This is a genomic window from Erythrobacter sp. S158, from assembly GCF_057364915.1.
The window spans coordinates 30029-48770 of record NZ_CP200279.1; the positions used below are offsets into that span (position 1 = coordinate 30029).

17 protein-coding genes are annotated in these 18742 nt (G+C 61.0%); 9 read left to right on the top strand and 8 right to left on the bottom strand.

Annotation, left to right across the window (positions count from 1 at the left end; genetic code table 11):
* The first annotated feature begins 37 nt into the window (after window positions 1–37).
* The 6 genes from AC0V6T_RS00150 to AC0V6T_RS00175 all read left to right on the top strand — a co-directional run bounded on the left by AC0V6T_RS00150 (window position 38) and on the right by AC0V6T_RS00175 (window position 6034).
* Entirely contained in the window at window positions 38–1117 is a 1080-nt protein-coding gene (locus AC0V6T_RS00150) for a CaiB/BaiF CoA transferase family protein (RefSeq protein ID WP_486123241.1), read from the top strand.
* Window positions 1118–1125: 8 nt separating this feature from the next.
* On the top strand, window positions 1126–1575 hold the full coding sequence (locus tag AC0V6T_RS00155) for a MaoC family dehydratase (RefSeq protein WP_486123243.1): 450 nt from the start codon (window positions 1126–1128) through the stop codon (window positions 1573–1575).
* A gap of 42 nt (window positions 1576–1617) precedes the next feature.
* Window positions 1618–2250 (top strand): exopolysaccharide biosynthesis protein, encoded by a 633-nt coding sequence (locus AC0V6T_RS00160; protein WP_486123245.1) that lies wholly within the window; start codon window positions 1618–1620, stop codon window positions 2248–2250.
* Between the two features lie 123 nt (window positions 2251–2373).
* Window positions 2374–4260, top strand: coding sequence for a DUF3604 domain-containing protein (locus AC0V6T_RS00165; RefSeq protein ID WP_486123247.1), 1887 nt, complete (start codon window positions 2374–2376; stop codon window positions 4258–4260).
* Window positions 4257–5045, top strand: coding sequence for a peptidyl-prolyl cis-trans isomerase (locus tag AC0V6T_RS00170; RefSeq protein ID WP_486123249.1), 789 nt, complete (start codon window positions 4257–4259; stop codon window positions 5043–5045). The genes AC0V6T_RS00165 and AC0V6T_RS00170 overlap by 4 nt, the downstream gene beginning before the upstream one ends.
* Complete coding sequence (locus AC0V6T_RS00175; RefSeq protein ID WP_486123251.1) at window positions 5042–6034, top strand: HupE/UreJ family protein; 993 nt, start codon at window positions 5042–5044, stop codon at window positions 6032–6034. Before AC0V6T_RS00170 ends, AC0V6T_RS00175 begins: the two co-directional genes overlap by 4 nt.
* On the opposite strand, the gene AC0V6T_RS00180 is transcribed toward AC0V6T_RS00175, so the two are convergent.
* Genes AC0V6T_RS00180 through AC0V6T_RS00195 form a run of 4 tightly spaced genes read right to left on the bottom strand, consistent with a single transcriptional unit; the run spans window position 6031 to window position 10365 of the window.
* On the bottom strand, window positions 6031–7464 hold the full coding sequence (locus AC0V6T_RS00180; protein WP_486123253.1) for an efflux transporter outer membrane subunit: 1434 nt from the start codon (window positions 7462–7464) through the stop codon (window positions 6031–6033). The two genes, AC0V6T_RS00175 and AC0V6T_RS00180, sit on opposite strands and share 4 nt — an antisense overlap.
* Window positions 7465–7468: 4 nt before the next feature.
* A complete protein-coding gene (locus AC0V6T_RS00185) occupies window positions 7469–8470 on the bottom strand; it encodes an efflux RND transporter periplasmic adaptor subunit (RefSeq protein ID WP_486123255.1) in 1002 nt (333 codons plus the stop codon).
* A 7-nt stretch (window positions 8471–8477) separates the two neighbouring features.
* Window positions 8478–9233: an ABC transporter ATP-binding protein gene (locus AC0V6T_RS00190; RefSeq protein WP_007165398.1), complete on the bottom strand. Its 756-nt coding sequence runs from the start codon at window positions 9231–9233 to the stop codon at window positions 8478–8480.
* Window positions 9234–9249: 16 nt separating this feature from the next.
* Complete coding sequence (locus tag AC0V6T_RS00195; RefSeq protein WP_241761209.1) at window positions 9250–10365, bottom strand: ABC transporter permease; 1116 nt, start codon at window positions 10363–10365, stop codon at window positions 9250–9252.
* 175 nt (window positions 10366–10540) lie between these two features.
* Between AC0V6T_RS00195 and AC0V6T_RS00200 the strand changes: the two genes are divergently transcribed.
* Complete coding sequence (locus AC0V6T_RS00200; RefSeq protein WP_486123258.1) at window positions 10541–11173, top strand: TetR/AcrR family transcriptional regulator; 633 nt, start codon at window positions 10541–10543, stop codon at window positions 11171–11173.
* A gap of 85 nt (window positions 11174–11258) precedes the next feature.
* Window positions 11259–13223 (top strand): ATP-dependent zinc metalloprotease FtsH, encoded by a 1965-nt coding sequence (ftsH, locus tag AC0V6T_RS00205; protein WP_486123260.1) that lies wholly within the window; start codon window positions 11259–11261, stop codon window positions 13221–13223.
* A gap of 67 nt (window positions 13224–13290) precedes the next feature.
* Here the strand turns inward: ftsH and AC0V6T_RS00210 are convergent, their stop codons facing one another.
* From AC0V6T_RS00210 to rpoZ, 3 genes are all read right to left on the bottom strand, one after another.
* Complete coding sequence (locus AC0V6T_RS00210) at window positions 13291–14442, bottom strand: DUF3667 domain-containing protein (RefSeq protein ID WP_486123262.1); 1152 nt, start codon at window positions 14440–14442, stop codon at window positions 13291–13293.
* A gap of 71 nt (window positions 14443–14513) precedes the next feature.
* Window positions 14514–15245, bottom strand: coding sequence for a ParA family protein (locus tag AC0V6T_RS00215; protein ID WP_486123264.1), 732 nt, complete (start codon window positions 15243–15245; stop codon window positions 14514–14516).
* 211 nt (window positions 15246–15456) lie between these two features.
* Entirely contained in the window at window positions 15457–15801 is a 345-nt protein-coding gene (gene rpoZ / locus AC0V6T_RS00220; RefSeq protein ID WP_007165392.1) for a DNA-directed RNA polymerase subunit omega, read from the bottom strand.
* 113 nt (window positions 15802–15914) lie between these two features.
* Between rpoZ and AC0V6T_RS00225 the strand changes: the two genes are divergently transcribed.
* On the top strand, window positions 15915–17102 hold the full coding sequence (locus tag AC0V6T_RS00225; RefSeq protein ID WP_486123267.1) for a phospholipase D-like domain-containing protein: 1188 nt from the start codon (window positions 15915–15917) through the stop codon (window positions 17100–17102).
* Here the strand turns inward: AC0V6T_RS00225 and AC0V6T_RS00230 are convergent.
* Window positions 17099–18625 (bottom strand): replicative DNA helicase, encoded by a 1527-nt coding sequence (locus tag AC0V6T_RS00230; RefSeq protein ID WP_486123269.1) that lies wholly within the window; start codon window positions 18623–18625, stop codon window positions 17099–17101. The two genes, AC0V6T_RS00225 and AC0V6T_RS00230, sit on opposite strands and share 4 nt — an antisense overlap.
* Window positions 18626–18742 lie beyond the last annotated feature (117 nt).

Consider the following 18742-nt stretch of genomic DNA (forward strand, 5'->3'; position numbering starts at 1 on the left):
CAAGGAAGCCGCCGAGAGATTTTGGGAGACTTTTAGAATGAGCAACGCCGCCGGACCGCTGGTTGGATTGAAAGTGATCGAGTTTGCCGGGATCGGGCCAGGGCCGCATGTCGCGATGCTGCTGGCCGACCTCGGAGCCGAAGTGGTGCGGATCGATCGGCCCGGCGCGATGAGCCTCAACCCGATTGTCGAGCGTGCGCGCAACCGCGTGACCGTCGATCTCAAGACCGATGAGGGCAAGGCGTTTTGCCGCGACGCGGCGAGCAAGGCTGATGTGCTGATCGAAGGCCTGCGACCTGGCGTGATGGAGCGGCTGGGGCTTGGGCCGGACGAGCTTCTCGCCGACAACCCGGGCCTCGTCTATGCGCGCATGACCGGCTGGGGGCAGGACGGTCCGCTTGCGAGCGCTGCCGGGCATGACATCAACTACATCGCGATCACCGGCGCGCTCGATGCGATTGGCGAGAACGGCAAGCCGCCTGTTCCGCCGCAGAACCTGGTTGGCGATTTCGGCGGCGGCTCGATGTATTGCGCCTTCGGGATCATGGCTGCGCTTTACGAGCGAGAGCGGTCGGGTAAGGGGCAGGTGGTTGATGCCGCGATTGTCGATGGCGTCACCAGCCTCATGAGTTTTTTCTTCGGGCAGGCAAAGGGCGCTGTACGCACCACCGAGCGCGGCAAGGGCCTGCTGAGCGGTGCAGCGCATTTCTACCAGTGCTACGAATGCGCTGATGGGAAGGAGATCTCGCTGGGGTCGATCGAGCCGCAGTTCTACGCCGAGATGCTGACGCGTGCCGGTGCTCCGCAGGAATTGGCGCAAGGCCAGATGGACCCGTCCAACTGGGACGAGTATGCAGACAAGCTTGCCGCCTTGTTCAAGACCAAGACGCAGGCCGAATGGAACGAGCTGCTCGAGGGCACCGATGCCTGTTACGGGCCGGTTGTCGGCCTCGACGAAGTCCGCGAGCATCCGCACATGAAAGCTCGTGAGGCTTACGTCGAGCACGACGGAGACTGGCATCCAGCCCCCGCACCGCGCTTTGATCGAACTCCGGGCGCTGTACGCTCGAGCGCTGATGACGGCGCTGAGGTCGTTGCTCGCTGGACGAAGGGATAAACCTCAAGATGGCAGGCAAATTCTTCGACGAATGGCAGGTCGGCGATGAGCTCGAACATGACATTCGTCGCACCGTGACCGAAACCGACAATCTGCTCTTCTCGACGATGACTCACAATCCGCAGCCGCTGCACCTCGATGTCGAGGCCGCCAAGGCGAGCGGCTTTGGTCAGATCCTGGTCAATTCAACTTTCACCTTTTCGCTGCTTGTCGGGCTGTCGGTGGGCGATACGACGCTAGGCACGCTGGTTGCCAATCTCGGCTTCGACAAGGTGGTGACGCCGAACCCCGTCTTCATCGGCGACACGCTTCGTGCGCGCAGTTCGGTCAAAGAGCTGCGCGAGAGCAAATCGCGTCCGAACGCCGGGATCGTAACCTTCACGCATGAGCTTCTGAATCAGCGCGACGAGATTGTTTGCCGCTGCGAACGCTCTGCTTTGTTGCAGAAGAAGCAATAAATTTGGAAACCTCTTGCATGGCCTGTGTGTTGAGAAAGCATCATGGCCACTCAGGACTCCAAGAACCCGAACTCGATCGCCGACGTCGTCGATGGTCTGGATGAACTCGCCAGCAGTGAGGACGAGGTCAAGATCGCCGATGTCCTCGACAAGTTTGGTGCGCGCAGTTTTGCGCCAGTCATGCTGGTGCTCGCGCTGCTCGAAATCAGCCCGGTCGGCGTCATTCCCGGCGTGCCGAGCTTCCTGGCGATTTGTGTCGCACTGATCGCGGTGCAAATGCTCGTCGGCCGAAACCACATCTGGGTCCCGAGCTGGATTGCGGAACGCTCGGTTTCATCGACCAAGATGGACAAGGCGACGACCAAGCTCGAAGGCCCCGCCGAAAAGCTCGATGGCGTCGCAAAAGAGCGGCTTGAGATCCTTGCGCAAGGGCCTGCGCTGAAGGTTGCCGCAGCCATCATCATCCTACTGTGTCTCATGGTCCCGCCACTGGAAGTTCTCCCTTGGGCGAGCGCCGGGCCGATGTTGGCGATCAGCATTATCTGTCTGGCAATAATGGTGAGGGATGGCCTCGCTATGCTTGTTGCCTGGATACTCGCCTTCGGTGCTGTTGGCGGATTGGCTGCATGGTACCTTGGCTCTGATGCGGCGGGCAGCGGTTTCTTGCCGTTCTGAGCAAGGCGTCGCAAACTTGACGGGCGGCCTGCCCCGCGTGCACATTACCGATCGGTAGACGCATGCGGGGAGGGAGCCATGCGAAGCAACTTAATCCGGCTTTGGGCAACAAGCGCTGTCGCAATGGCGCTTGTAGCCTGCAGCAGCGAACCGGAGCTTGATCCGGCACAGACCGGCACGGGCGAAGACACAATCGAGCTCGCCGAGTTTCCTGATCGTCCATACTGGGGCGATACGCACCTCCATACGGACAATTCGGTCGATGCATTCGGCTTCGGTGTGCGCCTCGGCCCGGAAGCGGCACTTCGCTTCGCAAGGGGTGAGACTGTCGCCGCCACGACCGGTTCGCAAGCCCGTCTGGCACGTCCGCTCGATTTCCTCGTCATTTCGGATCACTCCGACGCGCTCGGTGCGACGCGCCGACTTTATGACGCGCCGCGCTGGTATGTGAACTGGGTGATCCGCGACGAGACCGTACTTCGCTGGTACGACATGATGCACGAAAGCCCGGAGCAATCTCAGCTAGCCGTGGCTGAACTCATAACCGCCGCCGCAAACAACGAAATCCCCGAGGCATTTGCAGACCCGGAAAGGGCGCGCGAAGGTGCAGAGGACATCTGGAACACGCAGCTTGGCCTGCTCGATCGCTATAATGAGCCGGGCGTATTCACAGCTCTTGCAGGGTTTGAGTGGACGCTCATGCCAGACGGCAACAACTTGCACCGTGTCGTGATGTTCCGCGACGGCAGCGACCGGACGAGCCAGACGCTTCCTTTCCCCGGCCTCAACACGACGGCGGAGGAATTGTGGGACTACATGGCAGCCTATGAGGAGCGGACAGGTGGGCGCGTCCTCGCAATCCCGCACAATTCGAACCTTTCGAACGGCATGATGTTTGAGACGACGAAAACCGATGGCTCTCCTATGACAGCCGAATACGCAGCGATGCGTGCGCGGATGGAGCCTGTCGTCGAAGTCACCCAGATCAAGGGCGACAGCGAAACGCACCCGTTCTTGTCGCCTAATGACGAGATGGCTGGCTTCGGGGTGAAAGGGTGGGAGCTTGGCAACCTGCCGCTTACCCAGCGTTCCACGCCTGACATGTATGAAGGCTCCTATGCCCGCTCGGCGCTGCTGCGCGGGCTCTCGCTCGAAGCGCAACTTGGCGTGAACCCCTATGCTTTCGGCATGATCGGGGCGACCGATAGCCACACCGCCTTCGCCACGGGTGACGAAGACAACTTCTACGGGAAGCACACGGGCAACGAGCCCGCAAATGAGAGCCGCGCCCTCGAACCGCAGAACCTAGGCACGCGCGAGGGCCGTTATGGCTGGCATTATCTTGCAGGCGGATACGCCGCCGCATGGGCGCGCGGGAACACGCGTGCTGAGATTTTCGACGCCTTTGCCCGGCGCGAAGTCTACGCGACTACCGGGCCGCGCATGACGGTGCGCGTCTTCGGTGGATTTGATTTCACTGAGGAGGACTGGGACAGCGACTGGGTGCGCGCGGGGTACACCCGAGGCGTTCCGATGGGCGGCGATCTGGAGGATCAAGGCACGGCGCCAAGCTTTCTCATTAGCGCGATGAAGGACCCCGACGGCGCAAACCTCGACCGGGTGCAAGTCGTGAAAGGCTGGCTCGATGCGTCAGGCACTGCTCAGGAGCAGGTGTACAACGTCGTGTGGAGCGACATGGAAACGCGCCGCCGTACAGGCGATAGTCTGGACCCAGTGGGCGATACGGTCGATCGCGAGACAGCGACCTACACCAACGATATCGGCGCAAGCGAGCTGCACGCCACCTGGACCGATCCCGACTACAGCGCGGGGCAGAGAGCGTTCTACTACGTACGCGTGATCGAAATCCCTACGCCGCGCTGGACCTTGTTCGATGCGGTGCGCTTCGGGATTACGCTTCCGCCGGATGCGATGGAGGATGCGGTCGCGCAGGAGCGCGCCTACACCTCGCCGATCTGGCTGCGACCTGCTGCGTCGGAGGCGCAATGACGCTTCCCGGCTGGGCGCGCGAGCCGCTGGTCCATTTCATCGCGCTCGGCGCTATCGTCTATGTTGCGCTCACCTGGGGCGGCACGCCTGTCGACCCAGCGTCACGCGTGATCACCGTCGGACCAGAGCAGCAGGCTGAGTTGGCGCTCGGCTTCGAGCGCATGATGGGCCGCGCGCCTACCGACGCCGAACTCGACGCGGCGATCGATCGCTATGTGCGCGACGAAGTCCTTTATCGCGAGGCCTTGAGGCTCGGGCTGGACCAAGGCGATGCCGTGGTGCGGCAGCGGATGGTTTCGAAGATGGACATGTCGGCGAGCCTCGCTGCCGAGCTTGCTGATCCCGATGACACGGTGCTGCGGGCGTACTTTGAAGCGAATGCCGCCGATTACGCGGGCGAGCCCAGCCTCACATTCGAACAGGCGCTCTTCGCCGGCGAGGATGAGGCTCGGCAGGCGCGTGAGACGGGCGCCGTACAAGGCACCGTCACTAGTCTGCCGAAAGCCATCACCGCCATGAGCGCTTCGGAAGTGCAGGCCCGTTTCGGCGAACAGTTTGCCCGCAATCTTGCCGAGCTTGAGCCGCGCGATGAGTGGCAAGGCCCGGTCCCATCCGGCTTCGGGTGGCATCTGGTTCGTTTGACACAGCGGACTGCCAAGGACCCTTCGTTTGACGCGGTGCGCGAGGAGGTCGAAAACGACTGGCGAAGCGCCGAAACCGCCGCTCGCAAGGACCGCGCATTCGAGGTCCTGCGCAGCGCCTACCGGATAGAGATCGACAGGTGATCCGCCTCGCGCTGCTGCTCCTGTTTGCGCTCATCGCCGCGCCGGCGTCCGCTGACGAATTGCGCCCGGCGGTGATTGAGATGACCGAGCGCGAACCGGGCGAATGGGCGCTTGAATGGAAGCTGCCTGTCTCGGCGACGCGAGCCATGAATGCGGCTCCCGTAGGCGAGCCAGTCATTCCCCAAAGCTGCGAGATGATCGGTGAACCTGTCCAACGCGCCGCCGTGCTTGCGCTCTTGGGCCGCGCAGATTTGCGCTGCGAGGGATCTCTTGCGGACGAAAAGTTCGGCCTCACCGAACTGCTGGGCAACGCAGATGCCATTGCGCGGGTTGAGCCGCTCTATCGCCCCGTCCAGACCTTTCGCCTCACGTCGGACAATCCCACTGCGACAATCATGGCCGAGCCGGACGCTTGGCAGGTCCTGCGCGATTATTTCATCATCGGGGCCGAGCATATCCTTTTCGGCTGGGACCACCTGCTGTTCGTAATCGCGCTGGTCCTGCTGGTCCGCGCTCCGTGGCCGGTGGTCAAAGCTGCAACCGCATTCACGGTCGCGCATTCGATCACGCTGGTCGCGACCACGCTTGGCTATGCTGGCCTTCCAAGTCGCTCGGTCGAGGCGCTTATCGCGCTTTCCATCGTGTTTCTGGCGGTCGAGATCGCTCTCGTGCTGCGAGAGCCTGATAGCATGACCATCACCCGGCGCTATCCGTGGGCGGTGGCTTTTGCTTTCGGCCTCTTCCACGGGTTCGGCTTTGCAGGAGCTTTGGCCGACATCGGCCTTCCGCAGGGGGAAATTGCGACCGCCCTCTTGGCCTTCAATCTCGGCGTGGAAGCGGGCCAACTGCTGGTGATCGCGCTCCTGATTGCCTTCTTGGCAGCGCTATCTCGCGGCGCACCGCGGATCGAAACGCCCGCCATCCGGATTGCGACCTACGTGATCGGGATCACAGGGAGCTTTTGGCTGATCGAGCGGGTGGTGGGTTAGCTTTCCACCTCAGGCTCAATCACGCGGTCACCGCCAAGCGCCTGCCACAAAAGGATCCGCGCACGGTCCGCGCGGCCCAAAGCCGCAGCTGCTCGCTCACCGCTTGCATCGGCGGCGCGGCGTGCTTCGAGGACTTCGAGGAAACTCGCTAGCCCTGCACGGTAGCGATCGTTCGCTAGGCTTGCCGCACGTTGCAATTCGTCGCGCTCCTGCACCGCAAGCGTCGCTTCTGCATCGCTCGCCGCGATCAAGCCATAGGCTGCTTCGGCATCGCCCAGAGCCTGAAACACCGCGCCTCGATAGGCCTGGAATGCAGCGCGCTTGTTGGCCGCTGCACCGTCGATCTCGGCCTCGATACGCCCGAAGTCGAGGAGCGGCGCGGCAACACCTGCGGTGAGCGTGCCGACAATGGAATCCTCGCTGAAGAAGTCGCCAGCGTTGAATGCCAGGAGCCCAATTACGGCTGAGAGAGACAGGCGTGGGAACCGCGCTCTTGCAGCCGCGGCAAGGTCAGCATCGCTCGCCGCAAGCTCTGCGGCAGCAGCGACAACATCGGGGCGGTTCGCAAGAAGTTCGGAAGGAAGGGCAGCAGGGGGCGCTTGCGCAGAAAGGTCCGGGCCTCCAAGCGCCAGAGCGGTGGCGACGTCAGCAGCGGAAGAACCTGTCAGCGTGATAAGGCGTCCGACAATCCGCACGCGCTCGCTTTCCAGCGCCGCAAGCCGCGATCGCGAGGCGCTTGCCGCCGCTTCGGCGCGCACTCGGTCGAAGCCGGGCGCGATACCCGCTTCTTCGCGGGTGCGTGCAAGCGAGGCGAGCTGTGTCGCGGCGGCCACGTCGCTCTCGATCGACTGGCGACGCGCCTCGAGCACGCGCCAGTCGGTGACGCTGCCTGCGATCTCTGCGAGTAGCGCAATACGGACGGCTGCGGCAGACGCGCTCGCCGCGTCAATCCGAGCAATCGCTGCGCGTTCTTGTGCGCGAAGTCGCCCAAACAGGTCGGCGTCCCAGCTGGCGGTCAGGTTGGCGGCGTAAGAGACCTGTTCGGTGTCGATTTGCTGTGCGAACGGGTTGTCCGAGCCGAACTGATTGGGGTTAATCCGGTTGCCTGTGACATTACCGTCCACGCCAACATTTGGCAGGCGCTCGGCCCCCGCACGGCGCGCACCTGCACGCGCGGCATCGACCCGCGCCAGGGCTTCGGCAAGGCTGGGGCCTCTCTCGATGGCCGCTTGCGAGAGCGCTGCAAAAGCAAGGTCTTCGTTCGGAAGGAGCGATGCGAGACCTGCCTGTGATGCTCCGTCGGGGGAGTAGAAGAATTCCGAGGGCAGTTCAGGTGTGGGGGTCGCGATTTCAGGCGCTGGACCTGCAACGCAGGCAGCAAGAGGCGCAGCCAATGCAAGCGTCAGTAGACGAGGGGAGAGCGGACGCATGGTCTTACCCTTCCTCGCCTGGCTGGTCGTCATTGGCTGGGATGAATGCGTCAATCTGTTGCCCAACCCGAAAGGCTTCGGCTTCCGCGCTTTGCGGAAGTGCATAGATCAGCTGGAGTACGCGAACATCGACGCGTTCAGCCGCACTGTTGGTGAGCGAGCGTTTGGGCACGACCTGCGGCTCTGCGCGCACGAACTCGGCCTTGACGCGGATTTGCGCGGCACCGCGCGGGGAGACCACCGCAGGCGCGCCAAGCTTCACGCGCACGGCCTCGTTCTCGTCGATGTCGACGCGGATGTGCAGAGGGTTCGTCTCGCCCATCTGGATGAAAGGCTCGGCATTGCCCCCGCCCTGTGTTGCGACGAACTCGCCCGGACGAATGTTCACGGCGAGAATTTCGCCAGCAATCGGCGCGCGCACGGTCAGGCGGCCAAGTTCGGTGCGGGCGGTGGAAGCGCGGGCCTGCGCCTGGTCGAGCCGGGCGCGGGCGAGTTGCAGGCGGTTTCCTGCGGCGGCTGCTTCACCTTCGACGCGGATCACCTCGCTGCGGCTGACCGCAGCGGGATCGTCGAGGCTTTCATAAAGGGCAAGCTGCTCGCGCGCGATCCGGCGGGCGGTTTCGGCCTCACCGATGGCGGCGCGGGCTTCGCGAATGGCGGCTTCGGCTTCGCGAAGGTTTGCGCGAACGGCCCGGTCGTCGACGAGGAACAGCGGCTGGCCTTTCTCGACGCGCTCTCCCGGGGTGACGCGCAGATCGGTGACAAGGCCCGAAAGAGCCGAGCCGATATTGATGACCTCGCTCGCCGGTTCGACGATGCCTGCGCCTGCGACCCGTGCGCTGTTAGCAAGCTCACCCGTTGCCTTGGGAGGCTCGTTCGCAGGGTCTTCGAGTTCGCGATCGGGCAGGTTGGTCCAGATATAAATCGCGGCGAAGATTATCCCGACGACGGCGATCACCGGCAGGATCTGGCGCGAGAAACTGATGTTGGAGGGGAGCAGGGCCATAATGTCCTCAGTGGTCTTCCGGCATTTCGGTGCCGTCATGGGTTACGCGGCCGTCCTCGAGCACGAGGATACGGTCGGCGAGATCGAAAATTCGGTTGTCGTGGGTAACGATGATGCAAGCGCGATCGGGTGCAACGGCGACTTCGTGCAGCAGGTCCATGACCCGTCGACCGGAAGAGGCGTCGAGCGCAGCGGTAGGTTCGTCGCACACCACGAGGCGCGGTTCGTGAACCAGCGCACGGGCGATGGCGACGCGCTGTTGCTGGCCGCCCGAGAGCTGGTTGGGCAGCTTGTTCGCCTGATCGCCGATATTGAGCTTTTCGAGAAGCACGGTGGCTTTCTCGCGCGCTTCCTCGATCCCCATGCCCTTAGCGATCAGTGGGACGGCAGCGTTCGCAGCAGCGTCGATTGATGGGATCAGGTTGTACTGCTGGAAAATGAATCCGATGTTCTGCAGGCGGAAGTTGACCAGCTCTGCGTCCGACAGTTTGTAGATGTCGGTTCCGAAAACCTTCACCTCGCCTTCAGTCGGCCAGAGAATGCCGCACATGATCGAGATCAGCGTGGTCTTGCCCGAGCCGCTTTCACCTACGACATAAGTCATTTCGCCTGGCTTGATGTCGGTGTCGATGCCGTGAAGCACACGGATCGTGGACTGACCCGCTTCGAAATCGCGCACGATGCCGCGCGCGCAAATTGCAGCCTCCGGAGGGCAGCCGCCAATTGCGGATGTGTCCATGGGCTTGCCGTTGACGTCGTTCATGCTTGCGAGCCCCTCTTCACCGGAAGACCGAAGCGGGTTCGGTGTTGAGGACGCTGCGCAGCGCGAGCCACCCGGTGATCGCGAGGATCACGATGACCGCGCCAAGGCTGATGAGGGGGATCTGCCAAGGGATATAGAAGCCTTTGAAGAACGGATTACCGCTGAAGCTCCACAGGAACACAGCCGTTCCCACGACGCCCAGCGCGTAGCCGACTGCTCCGACAAGTCCGGCTTGTACGCCGACCATGCGGACGATCTTTGAATTGGTCACGCCGATCGCCTTCAATGCGCCAAACTGCTTGATGTTGTCGCGGATGAAGAGGCTGAACGTAAGGCCCACGATGGCGACGCCGACGACAAAGCCGAGGATCACGGTGATGCCAAAGTTTGTCGGGATACCAGTGTTCTGGATGATGAAATCGACGCCTGCCCGAGCGAAGTCGTCGCGGGTTTCCGCCTTCAGGCCGGTCTGCTCCTCGATCCTCGCCGCGACCTCTTCAGCGGTGAGGCCTTCGCTCACACCCGCAAGGACGAAACTCAGACGATTCCTGGTGCCGGGGACGTAGTTCAAAGCCTGGCTGTACTTAGTGTAGAGAACCGCGGTGCTGGTGAATGCGGGAATTGTATCCGCGACGCCTCGAATGACTGCGCGCTGGTCGTTGAGCTCGAGGCGCTCCCCGAGCGGGTTCACGCCTGCTCCGAACATGTTCACCACGCCGCCATCGTCGATAATGACCGAATCGGGCTGTGACAGCACTTCCTTCGAACCTTCGAACAGATTCTTGGGGAGGCCGATCAGGGTCGCATCGTCGACGCCGATGATTGCCACCTGCTCAAGGTCGCCTTCCCGCGTGCGGACCGAGGCGACGGACCTAAGGTGCGGGACGGCCCATTCGACGCCGGGCACGGAGCGAACTTCGTCCAGCGCGGTCGAGGGCATCGCATAATTGACATCGGTTGTCCGGCTAACCGGATCCATGACCCAAACCTGCGCTTCGGGCGAATTGTAAACGCCGCTCGCACCGCGTTCGATCAGGTTGACGAAAATAGTCAGCTGCTGGGTGATCAGCAGCGTCGAAAAAGCGATGCCGAACAAAAGCCCGTAGAACTTCTGCGCGTCGCCAGTCAGCATTCGAATCGCGATCCAGAGCATAGATCAAACGGGGCCTTTGAGGGGGGAGGGGAGAGGGTGGCCGAGTGGGGACTTGATTAACCGAGAGGAAAGAACGATATTGAACGATGTCGTTCAAATGAACGCTACCGTTCAGTTTGTCAACACGCATTTTGAAATCAGAGAATTTTCCGCATTGAGCACTCAAGTTAAAGAGAAGAAGCGGCCTGGCCGGCCATCCGATATCGCCAAACGAGAGGCGATTGTCGAAGCAGCAACCAAGCGCTTCTTCGGAGACGGCTTCGCCGCCACATCGATCGAGCAAGTCGCTGCGGATGCCGGCGTCTCGAAAGTGACGATCTACAACCATTTCGGCGACAAGCGCGGCCTCTTCGCAGCCGCAGTTGAGTGCGAATGCGAAAAGATGCGCGACTACTTCAGCCTCGAAGCGATGCCCACCGGTCCGATCCGCGAGCGTTTATCCATAATCGCTCAGGCCATGTTTGAGTTCCTGTCTCGGCCTGAAATGATCCAGTTCGAACGTCGAATTGCAGCCGAAACCGAGCATGAACCAGCTATCGGGGAAGCCTTCTTAAAGGCCGGGCCATGGCGGATGAAAGCGGCCTTCAGTGCTTGGCTTGCACATGCAGCTGCGAACGGTGAACTCGACATCGCAGACCCGATGCTTGCGGCCGAGCAATTCGTCTCGATGTCAAAGGGAATGGGAGATCTTGAGCGCCGTTTTGGGGCCATTCCAAGCAAGGAAGAGAATGCGGCCCGCATTTCGGGCGCAGTCGATGTGTTCCTTTCTGCATACGCGCCGCGATGAATGGCGTAGCTTCGAAGGTCACCATTATCTTGCCATTCATGGGACCTCACCTACATATTTGGTCTGAGAAAGGACTTCCCTTGCCATGAGCGAACAGAACGACCCCAACCAGCAGCCTCCCGAAGGCCAGAACCCATGGGTCAAGCAATTGATGATTTGGGGCGGCATCTTCATGGCGCTGCTGCTCGTCGTGTCGATGTTCAGCGGCGCTGGGCAGACGCAAGGCACCGCGATCCGCTATTCGGAATTTCGCGACCAGGTCACTGCTGGCGCTGTGCAGGAAGTCCAGCTTGGCGATGAGCTCATCACTGGAACCCTCAAGAATGGCGAAACGTTCTCGACCCTGCCGGTCCCGAACGACACCGAGATCACGCAGCTGCTAGAAGCGAACGATGTCGACTTCACCGGCAAGCAGCGCGATGAGCCTAATGTACTCCTTTACATCCTGATCCAGTCGCTGCCGTTCATTCTGATCCTCGGCATCGCGTTCTTCGCACTTCGCCAGGTTCAAAAAGGCGGCGGTGGCGGCGCGATGGGCTTCGGCAAGTCGAAAGCCAAGATGCTCACCGAACGTCAGGGCCGTGTGACCTTTGAAGATGTTGCCGGCATCGACGAGGCGCGCGAAGAGCTGGAAGAAGTGGTCGAGTTCCTTAAGGACCCGCAGCGCTTCTCGAAGCTTGGTGGCCAGATCCCGAAGGGCGCTCTGCTGGTAGGCTCGCCCGGTACCGGTAAGACACTACTTGCCCGTGCGATTGCTGGCGAAGCCGGTGTGCCGTTCTTCACCATCTCTGGTTCGGACTTTGTCGAGATGTTTGTGGGCGTCGGTGCAAGCCGTGTGCGCGACATGTTCGAGCAAGCCAAAAAGAACGCGCCTTGCATCGTGTTCATCGACGAGATCGACGCCGTTGGCCGTTCACGTGGTCATGGCCTCGGAAACTCGAACGACGAGCGCGAGCAGACGCTGAACCAGCTGCTCGTCGAAATGGACGGCTTTGAAGCAAACGAGGGTATCATCATCGTCGCGGCGACCAACCGTCCCGACGTGCTCGACCCCGCGCTGCTGCGTCCGGGCCGCTTTGACCGCCAGGTCGTGGTGCCGATCCCTGACATTGATGGGCGCGAGAAGATTCTCGGCGTTCACATGAAGAAGGTGCCGCTCGCACCCGACGTGAACCCGCGCACCATCGCGCGCGGCACCCCGGGCTTCTCGGGCGCTGACCTCGCGAACCTCGTCAATGAGGCTGCGCTTCTTGCTGCTCGCCGTAACAAGCGCCTTGTCGCCATGCAGGAATTCGAGGACGCCAAGGACAAGGTCATGATGGGCGCAGAACGCCGCAGCATGGTCATGACCGAGGACGAGAAAAAGATGACCGCCTATCACGAGGCAGGCCATGCGCTCGTCTCGCTGAACGAACCGGCATCCGACCCGATCCACAAGGCTACGATCATTCCACGCGGCCGTGCGCTGGGTATGGTCATGCGCTTGCCCGAGCGTGACAGCTATTCCTATCACCGCGACAAGATGCACGCGAACCTGGCTGTTGCCATGGGTGGCCGTGTTGCCGAGGAAATCATCTTCGGCCACAACAAGGTCTCAAGCGGCGCATCGGGTGACATTCAGTACGCCACCGACCTTGCCAAGAACATGGTCACCAAGTGGGGCATGTCCGACAAGCTCGGCCCGCTGCAATATGAACAGCAGCAGGAAGGCTATCTCGGCATGGGCCAGTCGGCTCGCACCATGGCGGGTGCTGAAACCAACAAGTTGATTGACGCCGAGATCAAGGAACTGGTCGAAGGCGGCCTCAAGCGTGCAACCGACATCCTCACCGAACAGGAGAATAAGCTCCACCTGCTCGCACAGGCGCTGCTCGAATACGAGACGCTGACCGGTGAAGAGATCGACGCGCTGATGAAGGACGGGAAGATCGACCGCCCTGACGAGCCGCGTGGCCCTGCCGCGATCAAGCCGGCCCAAGGGTCCGCCATTCCCAAGGCGGGCAAGCGCTTCGGTGGCTCGAAGGGTGATGAAGCCCCGCAAGGCGCCTAACTACGAGACTGTGGATGAAGACTGGGGCGCTGCCTGACTATCCGGCGGCGCCCTTTTCACATCTGCGTCAGAAGGCGCCGAGCATAATCAGCGTCTGGATGAAAAGCCCGATCACTACCCAGATGAAGATGCTGAGCACCATAAGGCGCCAGAACGATGAGAAGCGACCGATCTCGTAAGTGTGGCGCAGGTGCTTGTAGAGGTGAATGGGCGGAATGATCATCCCTGCCAGAACGAGTGCAGGCAACGGCACGCCTGCTGCGCCGAGAACCGACAACACGATGAACATCAGTGACATGAAGCTGAGCGAATAGGTGATGAAGATCGCGTGATCGTAAGCGTGGAAGCGCCGCTTCCAGGCAAAGATCAGCCACACGAACGGGATCGATAGCGGGATTAGCAGCCAGCTGAATTTGTAGGCGTTCGCCTGTAATTTGTAGAGCATGAGACCCGGGTTCTCCTGCCACTTTTTGGCTAGGCCTTCGTCGAGCCAGTCTATCCCGGTCTCGCCCATAGACATGCGGGCGCTGCCGTCGGAGTCGATCGGTATGATCCGCGTGCCATCGGGCTGCACCTCGATTTGAGGCTGCTCGGCGTCGACAAATGGCAGCTCGGAAATCTGACCAAGGTTTTCGAGGTCTTCCAGCGCCGCGTCCCTACGCGCCCCGAGATCCGCTCTGTCACCCTCGTCCAGTGTATCGGAAGCAAGTTCTGCCTCGATTTCGCGAAGCGTGCGCTCGTTATTCTCGATCGCGCTGTTCAGCGAGGATTCGACCTGCTCCATCCCAATCTGGTCATCGAACGTCGTCGGCGTAGAGATGCCGATGATCTGGAAGATCGCGAACATCGAAAAGACGCTGAACAGGAACATCGACATCGGGCTGACGAACTGCGCGCGTTCTCCCTCGATGTAGCGACGCGTCAGCTTGCCCGGTTTGAACGTCAGCAGCGGCAACGTCTTCCACAGCTTGCCATCAAGATGCAGGACCCCGTGCACAAGATCGTGCGCAATGGCGGACAGTGTCCTGTGAATATGCGTTTTCTGACCGCATTCGGGGCAGAAACTGCCATGGGCGATCGAGCCACAATTGGGACACGCTTCTTCTTGGGAAGTCGTGATGGAAGGATCGTATTCGGCCTTGCCGCGTGCAGGCTCTACGGCCCGGCCTGCGAGCGCGCCTTCGATGGCGCCGCCAATCCCTTCTGCAATATCGCTCATCGCGCACCACCCCTGACTGTGCTGCGCTGCACTATAATCGAGGAAGCGACTTTGCCAAATCGTAAGGCGTATTAGCCCTTCGCGAGCTTCCGCTCGATCGCGGTCCACAGTTGGGCAAAGGCACGCGCCGCTGGCGAACGCGGTGCGAAGGCACCGACCGGCTTGCGCTCCACCGCGCACTGCTCGATCGCGCTGGCCAGTGGGACAACGGGCCATTTGGGATTGGCAGCACGCGCTTCCTTGTGAAGCGTGCGGCGCATGTCGATCATCGACATCACCGGCAAAATCGGTGGGTGCCCCTTACCCGAACCGCGCACTTCTTCGACCACCTGGTCGAGCGCTCGTGCCGAGAGAGGGGAGGGAGGCAGGGGGACGATCACGATATCGGCCGCGCGCATGACCTGAGCGCTCACTTCGCTCATGACGGGAGGGCAGTCGAAGATGATGCGATCATAGTCCTTGCGCAGTCCTTCGGCGAGTTTCGCAAGCCGCTTCTTCTTGCCGATCCGGTCGAATTGGCGGTCCAGTGTGCGGATGCTTTCGTCAGCAGGCAGGAGATGGAGATTGGCGTAGTCGGTCTTGCGGATCAGCTTGTTCGCTTTGCGATCCAGATCGAAAACGCTTTCGGCCGTGCGCTTCTTCTTTGGGTCAACGCCCAACAGAAAGCCCGAGCCATTCGACGCGTCGAGGTCCCAAAGGAGCGTTTCTCGCCGCGAGATGTTTGCTGCACACCAGGCCAGATTGACTGCAAAGGTCGTCTTTCCGACCCCGCCTTTGACACTGTAAACTGCTATGGAAGCCATGGCTGCGCTTTCAATCCCCCCGAGTGTGACGGTTCAATTACATGATATGCTGTTACCCCCGGTCAAGGCAATAACAAGGCCCGCGAAGCTTTGTCGCAATCGTGTCATCGCACGCTGATCCATTCGCCTTATCACCCAAACACGAAAAAGGCCGCCAAACTGGCGGCCTTTTCATTTCGGGACATTTTGGCCCCGTGAATGAGCGGTGTTCTTATCCGTCGTAGTCGGCACCGATCGAGGTGGACCGGGTCGGAGCGCTTGCCGTGATACGCAGAGCTTCCGCCGACTGGCTGAGCGAACCGATTTCATCGGCGTCATCTTCGTCGTCCGGCAGGATCTTCTGCAGGCCGGTAACGAGCGATTCGTGCAGTTCCTTGGGCTTGATGGTCTGCTCGGCAATCTCGCGCAGCGCGACGACCGGGTTCTTGTCGCGGTCGCGGTCAAGCGTCAGCTCGCTGCCACCCGAGATTTCGCGCGCACGCTGTGCTGCAAGCAGAACGAGGTCGAAGCGGTTGGGAACCTTGTCGACGCAATCTTCAACGGTAACGCGTGCCATCTGAGCGGGCCCTTATCCAAAAGCAGGTTGTCTGAAAGAGCGCTGCACCTAGGCATCGCGGGGCCAAGAGTCAAGATTTTGCAACTCATGGCGCACTTGGGCGTTGGATGGTTATGGCGCGAGAAAATCCCCCCGATCCGCTCGACAAAGAATGCGTTGATTACTGCGACCCCGATCCGTTCGAGGTGTCTGCGCAGGGGCACGATTTCACCTTCTATCCTCGCGGCAAGGATCGGCTGAAGAATCTGCTCGATCTGATAGCCAACGCCCGCGAGACGCTCGACGTATTTTACTACATGTTTCAGGATGATGTCTCGGGGACCAAGGTCCGCGACGCACTGGCCGAAGCGTCTGGGCGCGGGGTGAAGGTCGCTCTCATCGTCGACGATTTCGGTTCCGACGCGCCGCCATCCTTTTTCGAGCCCATCGTCGAAGCTGGCGGCGATTTCGCGATCTTCTCAGCTGACTGGAACGTGCGATATCTCGTTCGAAACCACCAGAAGTTCGCGATTGCCGATAATGCGCGAGTGATGACCGGAGGTTCGAACGTTTCCGACCATTACTTCGCGGTCCCGGCTGACAATGGTTGGTGTGACCTTGGCGTCCTGATCGAAGGGCCACTCGCGGAGCAATTCACCAAGTGGTTCAAGCTACTCAAGGACTGGACCGAAAGCGATGGTTCGCAGTTTCGCCGGGTCCGCAAAATGATCCGCGACTGGGACCCCGGTGATGGCAGTGTGCAATTGCTCGTGGGTGGGCCGCTGATCCGGCGCTCCCACTGGTCTTACGCCTTCAAAAAGGATCTGCGCAAAGCGAGCCGTCTCGATCTCGTAACCGCCTACTTCGGCCCGCCTCGCAGCTTCCGCCGGGCCATCGCCAAGGTCGCCAAACGCGGAAAGGCGCGCCTGATCACCGCTGGCAAGTCGGACCTTGAGGGCACGATTGCGGTCGCTCGCCTCTTCTACAAACGGCTACTGAAGGCGGGCGCTTCGATCTTCGAATTCCAGCCGTGCAAGCTGCACATGAAGCTGCTCGTGGTCGACGACAAAAGTTACTTCGGAAGCGCGAACCTCGACCGCCGGTCCGTTCGCATCAACATCGAACTGATGGTCAGGGTGGAAGACGAGGCACTTGCGCAAAGGCTGCGCGAATTCATCGACGGGTTGCAAGAGGCTACGATCCTTGCCGACAAGCAATGGTATCGTGAGAACTCCAGCTTGCTTGAGCGCGTACGCTGGCGCCTATTCCATTGGCTGAGTCTCGTCGATTATCGCGCGGGCCGAATGGCCGCATCGACCTAGCCGTCGATCCCGTAGCTTGAATAGTCGCGCATATTGGGCGAGGTGAATTTGGTGATCTCGCTCTGGAAGTGCAGCGGGACGTTGCCGGTCGAACCATGGCGTTGCTTGGCGACGATCAAGGTCGCCTTGTTCTTCACTTCGAGATACTCCGCTTCCCACTGCGCGTATTTGTCCTGCACTTCAGGTGAAGAGGAGCCGTCGGGATTGGGCATGTCGGGACGCACGGCTTCCTTGTAATAATCCGCCCGGTAGATGAACCACACCATGTCGGCGTCCTGCTCGATCGAGCCGGATTCGCGCAAATCGGAAAGCATCGGCTTCTTGTCGTCGCGCTGCTCAACCGCACGGCTTAGCTGCGAGAGTGCGATCACCGGAACGGACAATTCCTTGGCGAGCGTCTTGAGGCCGCGACTGATTTCGGAGATTTCGTTGACGCGGTTGTCGTTTGCCCGACCAGAGCCTTGCAGAAGCTGAAGGTAATCGACCACGATCAGCCCGATATCGTGCCGCCGCTTGAGCCGGCGCGCACGGGTGCGAAGACCTCCAATGGTGAGCGCCGGGGTATCGTCGATGTAGAGCGGCAGCTCGGCAAGGCGCTGACTGGCGAAGGACAGCTTCTGGAAATCGTCGCGCGTCAGCGTACCTGAGCGCAGCGCTTCGGAAGACACTTCGGACTGCTCGGCAAGGATACGGGTTGCCAACTGGTCCGCACTCATTTCCAGGCTGAAGAAAGCGGTTGGCGCACCGTAATTGTGTTCGCCCCCATCGCGCTGCCAATTGAGATGTTCCTCGGCGCAGTTGAAGGCGATGTTGGTCGCAAGCGAGGTCTTCCCCATACCCGGACGCCCTGCGAGGATGATAAGGTCGGAATCGTGTAGGCCGGCAGTTTTCTGGTCGATCGTCTCAAGACCAGTGGTCTTGCCCGACAGGCCGCCGCCCGAATTCATCGCGGCCTCGACCATCTTGATCGCTGTCAGCGAGGCATCGCGGAAGGTGGATGCCTCGTTGCCGGTCGCAGCGCCTTCAGCAACGCGGAACAGGTCTGCTTCGGCCTGACTGATCCGGTCCATCGGATCGGTTTCTTCCGATGTGTCCAGCGCGCCTTCGACGAGCCCGCGTCCAACACTCACCAGTTCACGAAGAAGCGCGAGGTCATAAATCTGCTGAGCCAGTTCACGCGGAGCGAGAAGGCCCGAGCCGTTCGCTGTCAGCTGTGCAAGGTATTTGGGGCCGCCCAACTCCTTCAAAGCTTCGTCCGCCTCAAAGTGCGGGCGCAGGGTTACCGGCGAGGCCGTGGCATTGCGCTCGATCATCTTCAGGATTCGGTCGAAAATCCGTTCATGCAGCGGCTCGAAAAAATGATCTGGTCGGATCGGGGTCTGCAATTCTTCGAGAACCCGGTTGTCGATCAGCACCGCGCCCAGAAACGCTGCCTCCGCTTCGAGGTTCGAAGGGAGCTTGCGCGCGCCGTCGGCGCCATCGTTCTGGTCGTTCACGGGTCGGATCGGTTCGGGATTTGCCATGGCTCTAGAATCCGCGAAGTGGCCTTCAACTGCAAGAGCGATGAGCGGCGAATTATTTTCGCAGATGCCTCTTGCCTTGTGGATAGCGGGGATTCGCAAAAGGAAGTCTTGAAGTGT

Bases quoted from the DNA above. Each gene is read 5' to 3' on its own strand.
- AC0V6T_RS00225 (WP_486123267.1), top strand. From the start codon at position 15,915: ATGGCGCGAGAAAATCCCCCCGATCCGCTCGACAAAGAATGCGTTGAT.
- AC0V6T_RS00190 (WP_007165398.1), bottom strand. From the start codon at position 9,233: ATGAACGACGTCAACGGCAAGCCCATGGACACATCCGCAATTGGCGGC.
- AC0V6T_RS00230 (WP_486123269.1), bottom strand. From the start codon at position 18,625: ATGGCAAATCCCGAACCGATCCGACCCGTGAACGACCAGAACGATGGC.
- AC0V6T_RS00180 (WP_486123253.1), bottom strand. From the start codon at position 7,464: ATGCGTCCGCTCTCCCCTCGTCTACTGACGCTTGCATTGGCTGCGCCT.
- AC0V6T_RS00170 (WP_486123249.1), top strand. From the start codon at position 4,257: ATGACGCTTCCCGGCTGGGCGCGCGAGCCGCTGGTCCATTTCATCGCG.
- AC0V6T_RS00215 (WP_486123264.1), bottom strand. From the start codon at position 15,245: ATGGCTTCCATAGCAGTTTACAGTGTCAAAGGCGGGGTCGGAAAGACG.
- ftsH (WP_486123260.1), top strand. From the start codon at position 11,259: ATGAGCGAACAGAACGACCCCAACCAGCAGCCTCCCGAAGGCCAGAAC.
- AC0V6T_RS00160 (WP_486123245.1), top strand. From the start codon at position 1,618: ATGGCCACTCAGGACTCCAAGAACCCGAACTCGATCGCCGACGTCGTC.
- AC0V6T_RS00185 (WP_486123255.1), bottom strand. From the start codon at position 8,470: ATGGCCCTGCTCCCCTCCAACATCAGTTTCTCGCGCCAGATCCTGCCG.
- AC0V6T_RS00150 (WP_486123241.1), top strand. From the start codon at position 38: ATGAGCAACGCCGCCGGACCGCTGGTTGGATTGAAAGTGATCGAGTTT.
- AC0V6T_RS00165 (WP_486123247.1), top strand. From the start codon at position 2,374: ATGGCGCTTGTAGCCTGCAGCAGCGAACCGGAGCTTGATCCGGCACAG.
- rpoZ (WP_007165392.1), bottom strand. From the start codon at position 15,801: ATGGCACGCGTTACCGTTGAAGATTGCGTCGACAAGGTTCCCAACCGC.
- AC0V6T_RS00195 (WP_241761209.1), bottom strand. From the start codon at position 10,365: ATGCTGACTGGCGACGCGCAGAAGTTCTACGGGCTTTTGTTCGGCATC.
- AC0V6T_RS00155 (WP_486123243.1), top strand. From the start codon at position 1,126: ATGGCAGGCAAATTCTTCGACGAATGGCAGGTCGGCGATGAGCTCGAA.
- AC0V6T_RS00210 (WP_486123262.1), bottom strand. From the start codon at position 14,442: ATGAGCGATATTGCAGAAGGGATTGGCGGCGCCATCGAAGGCGCGCTC.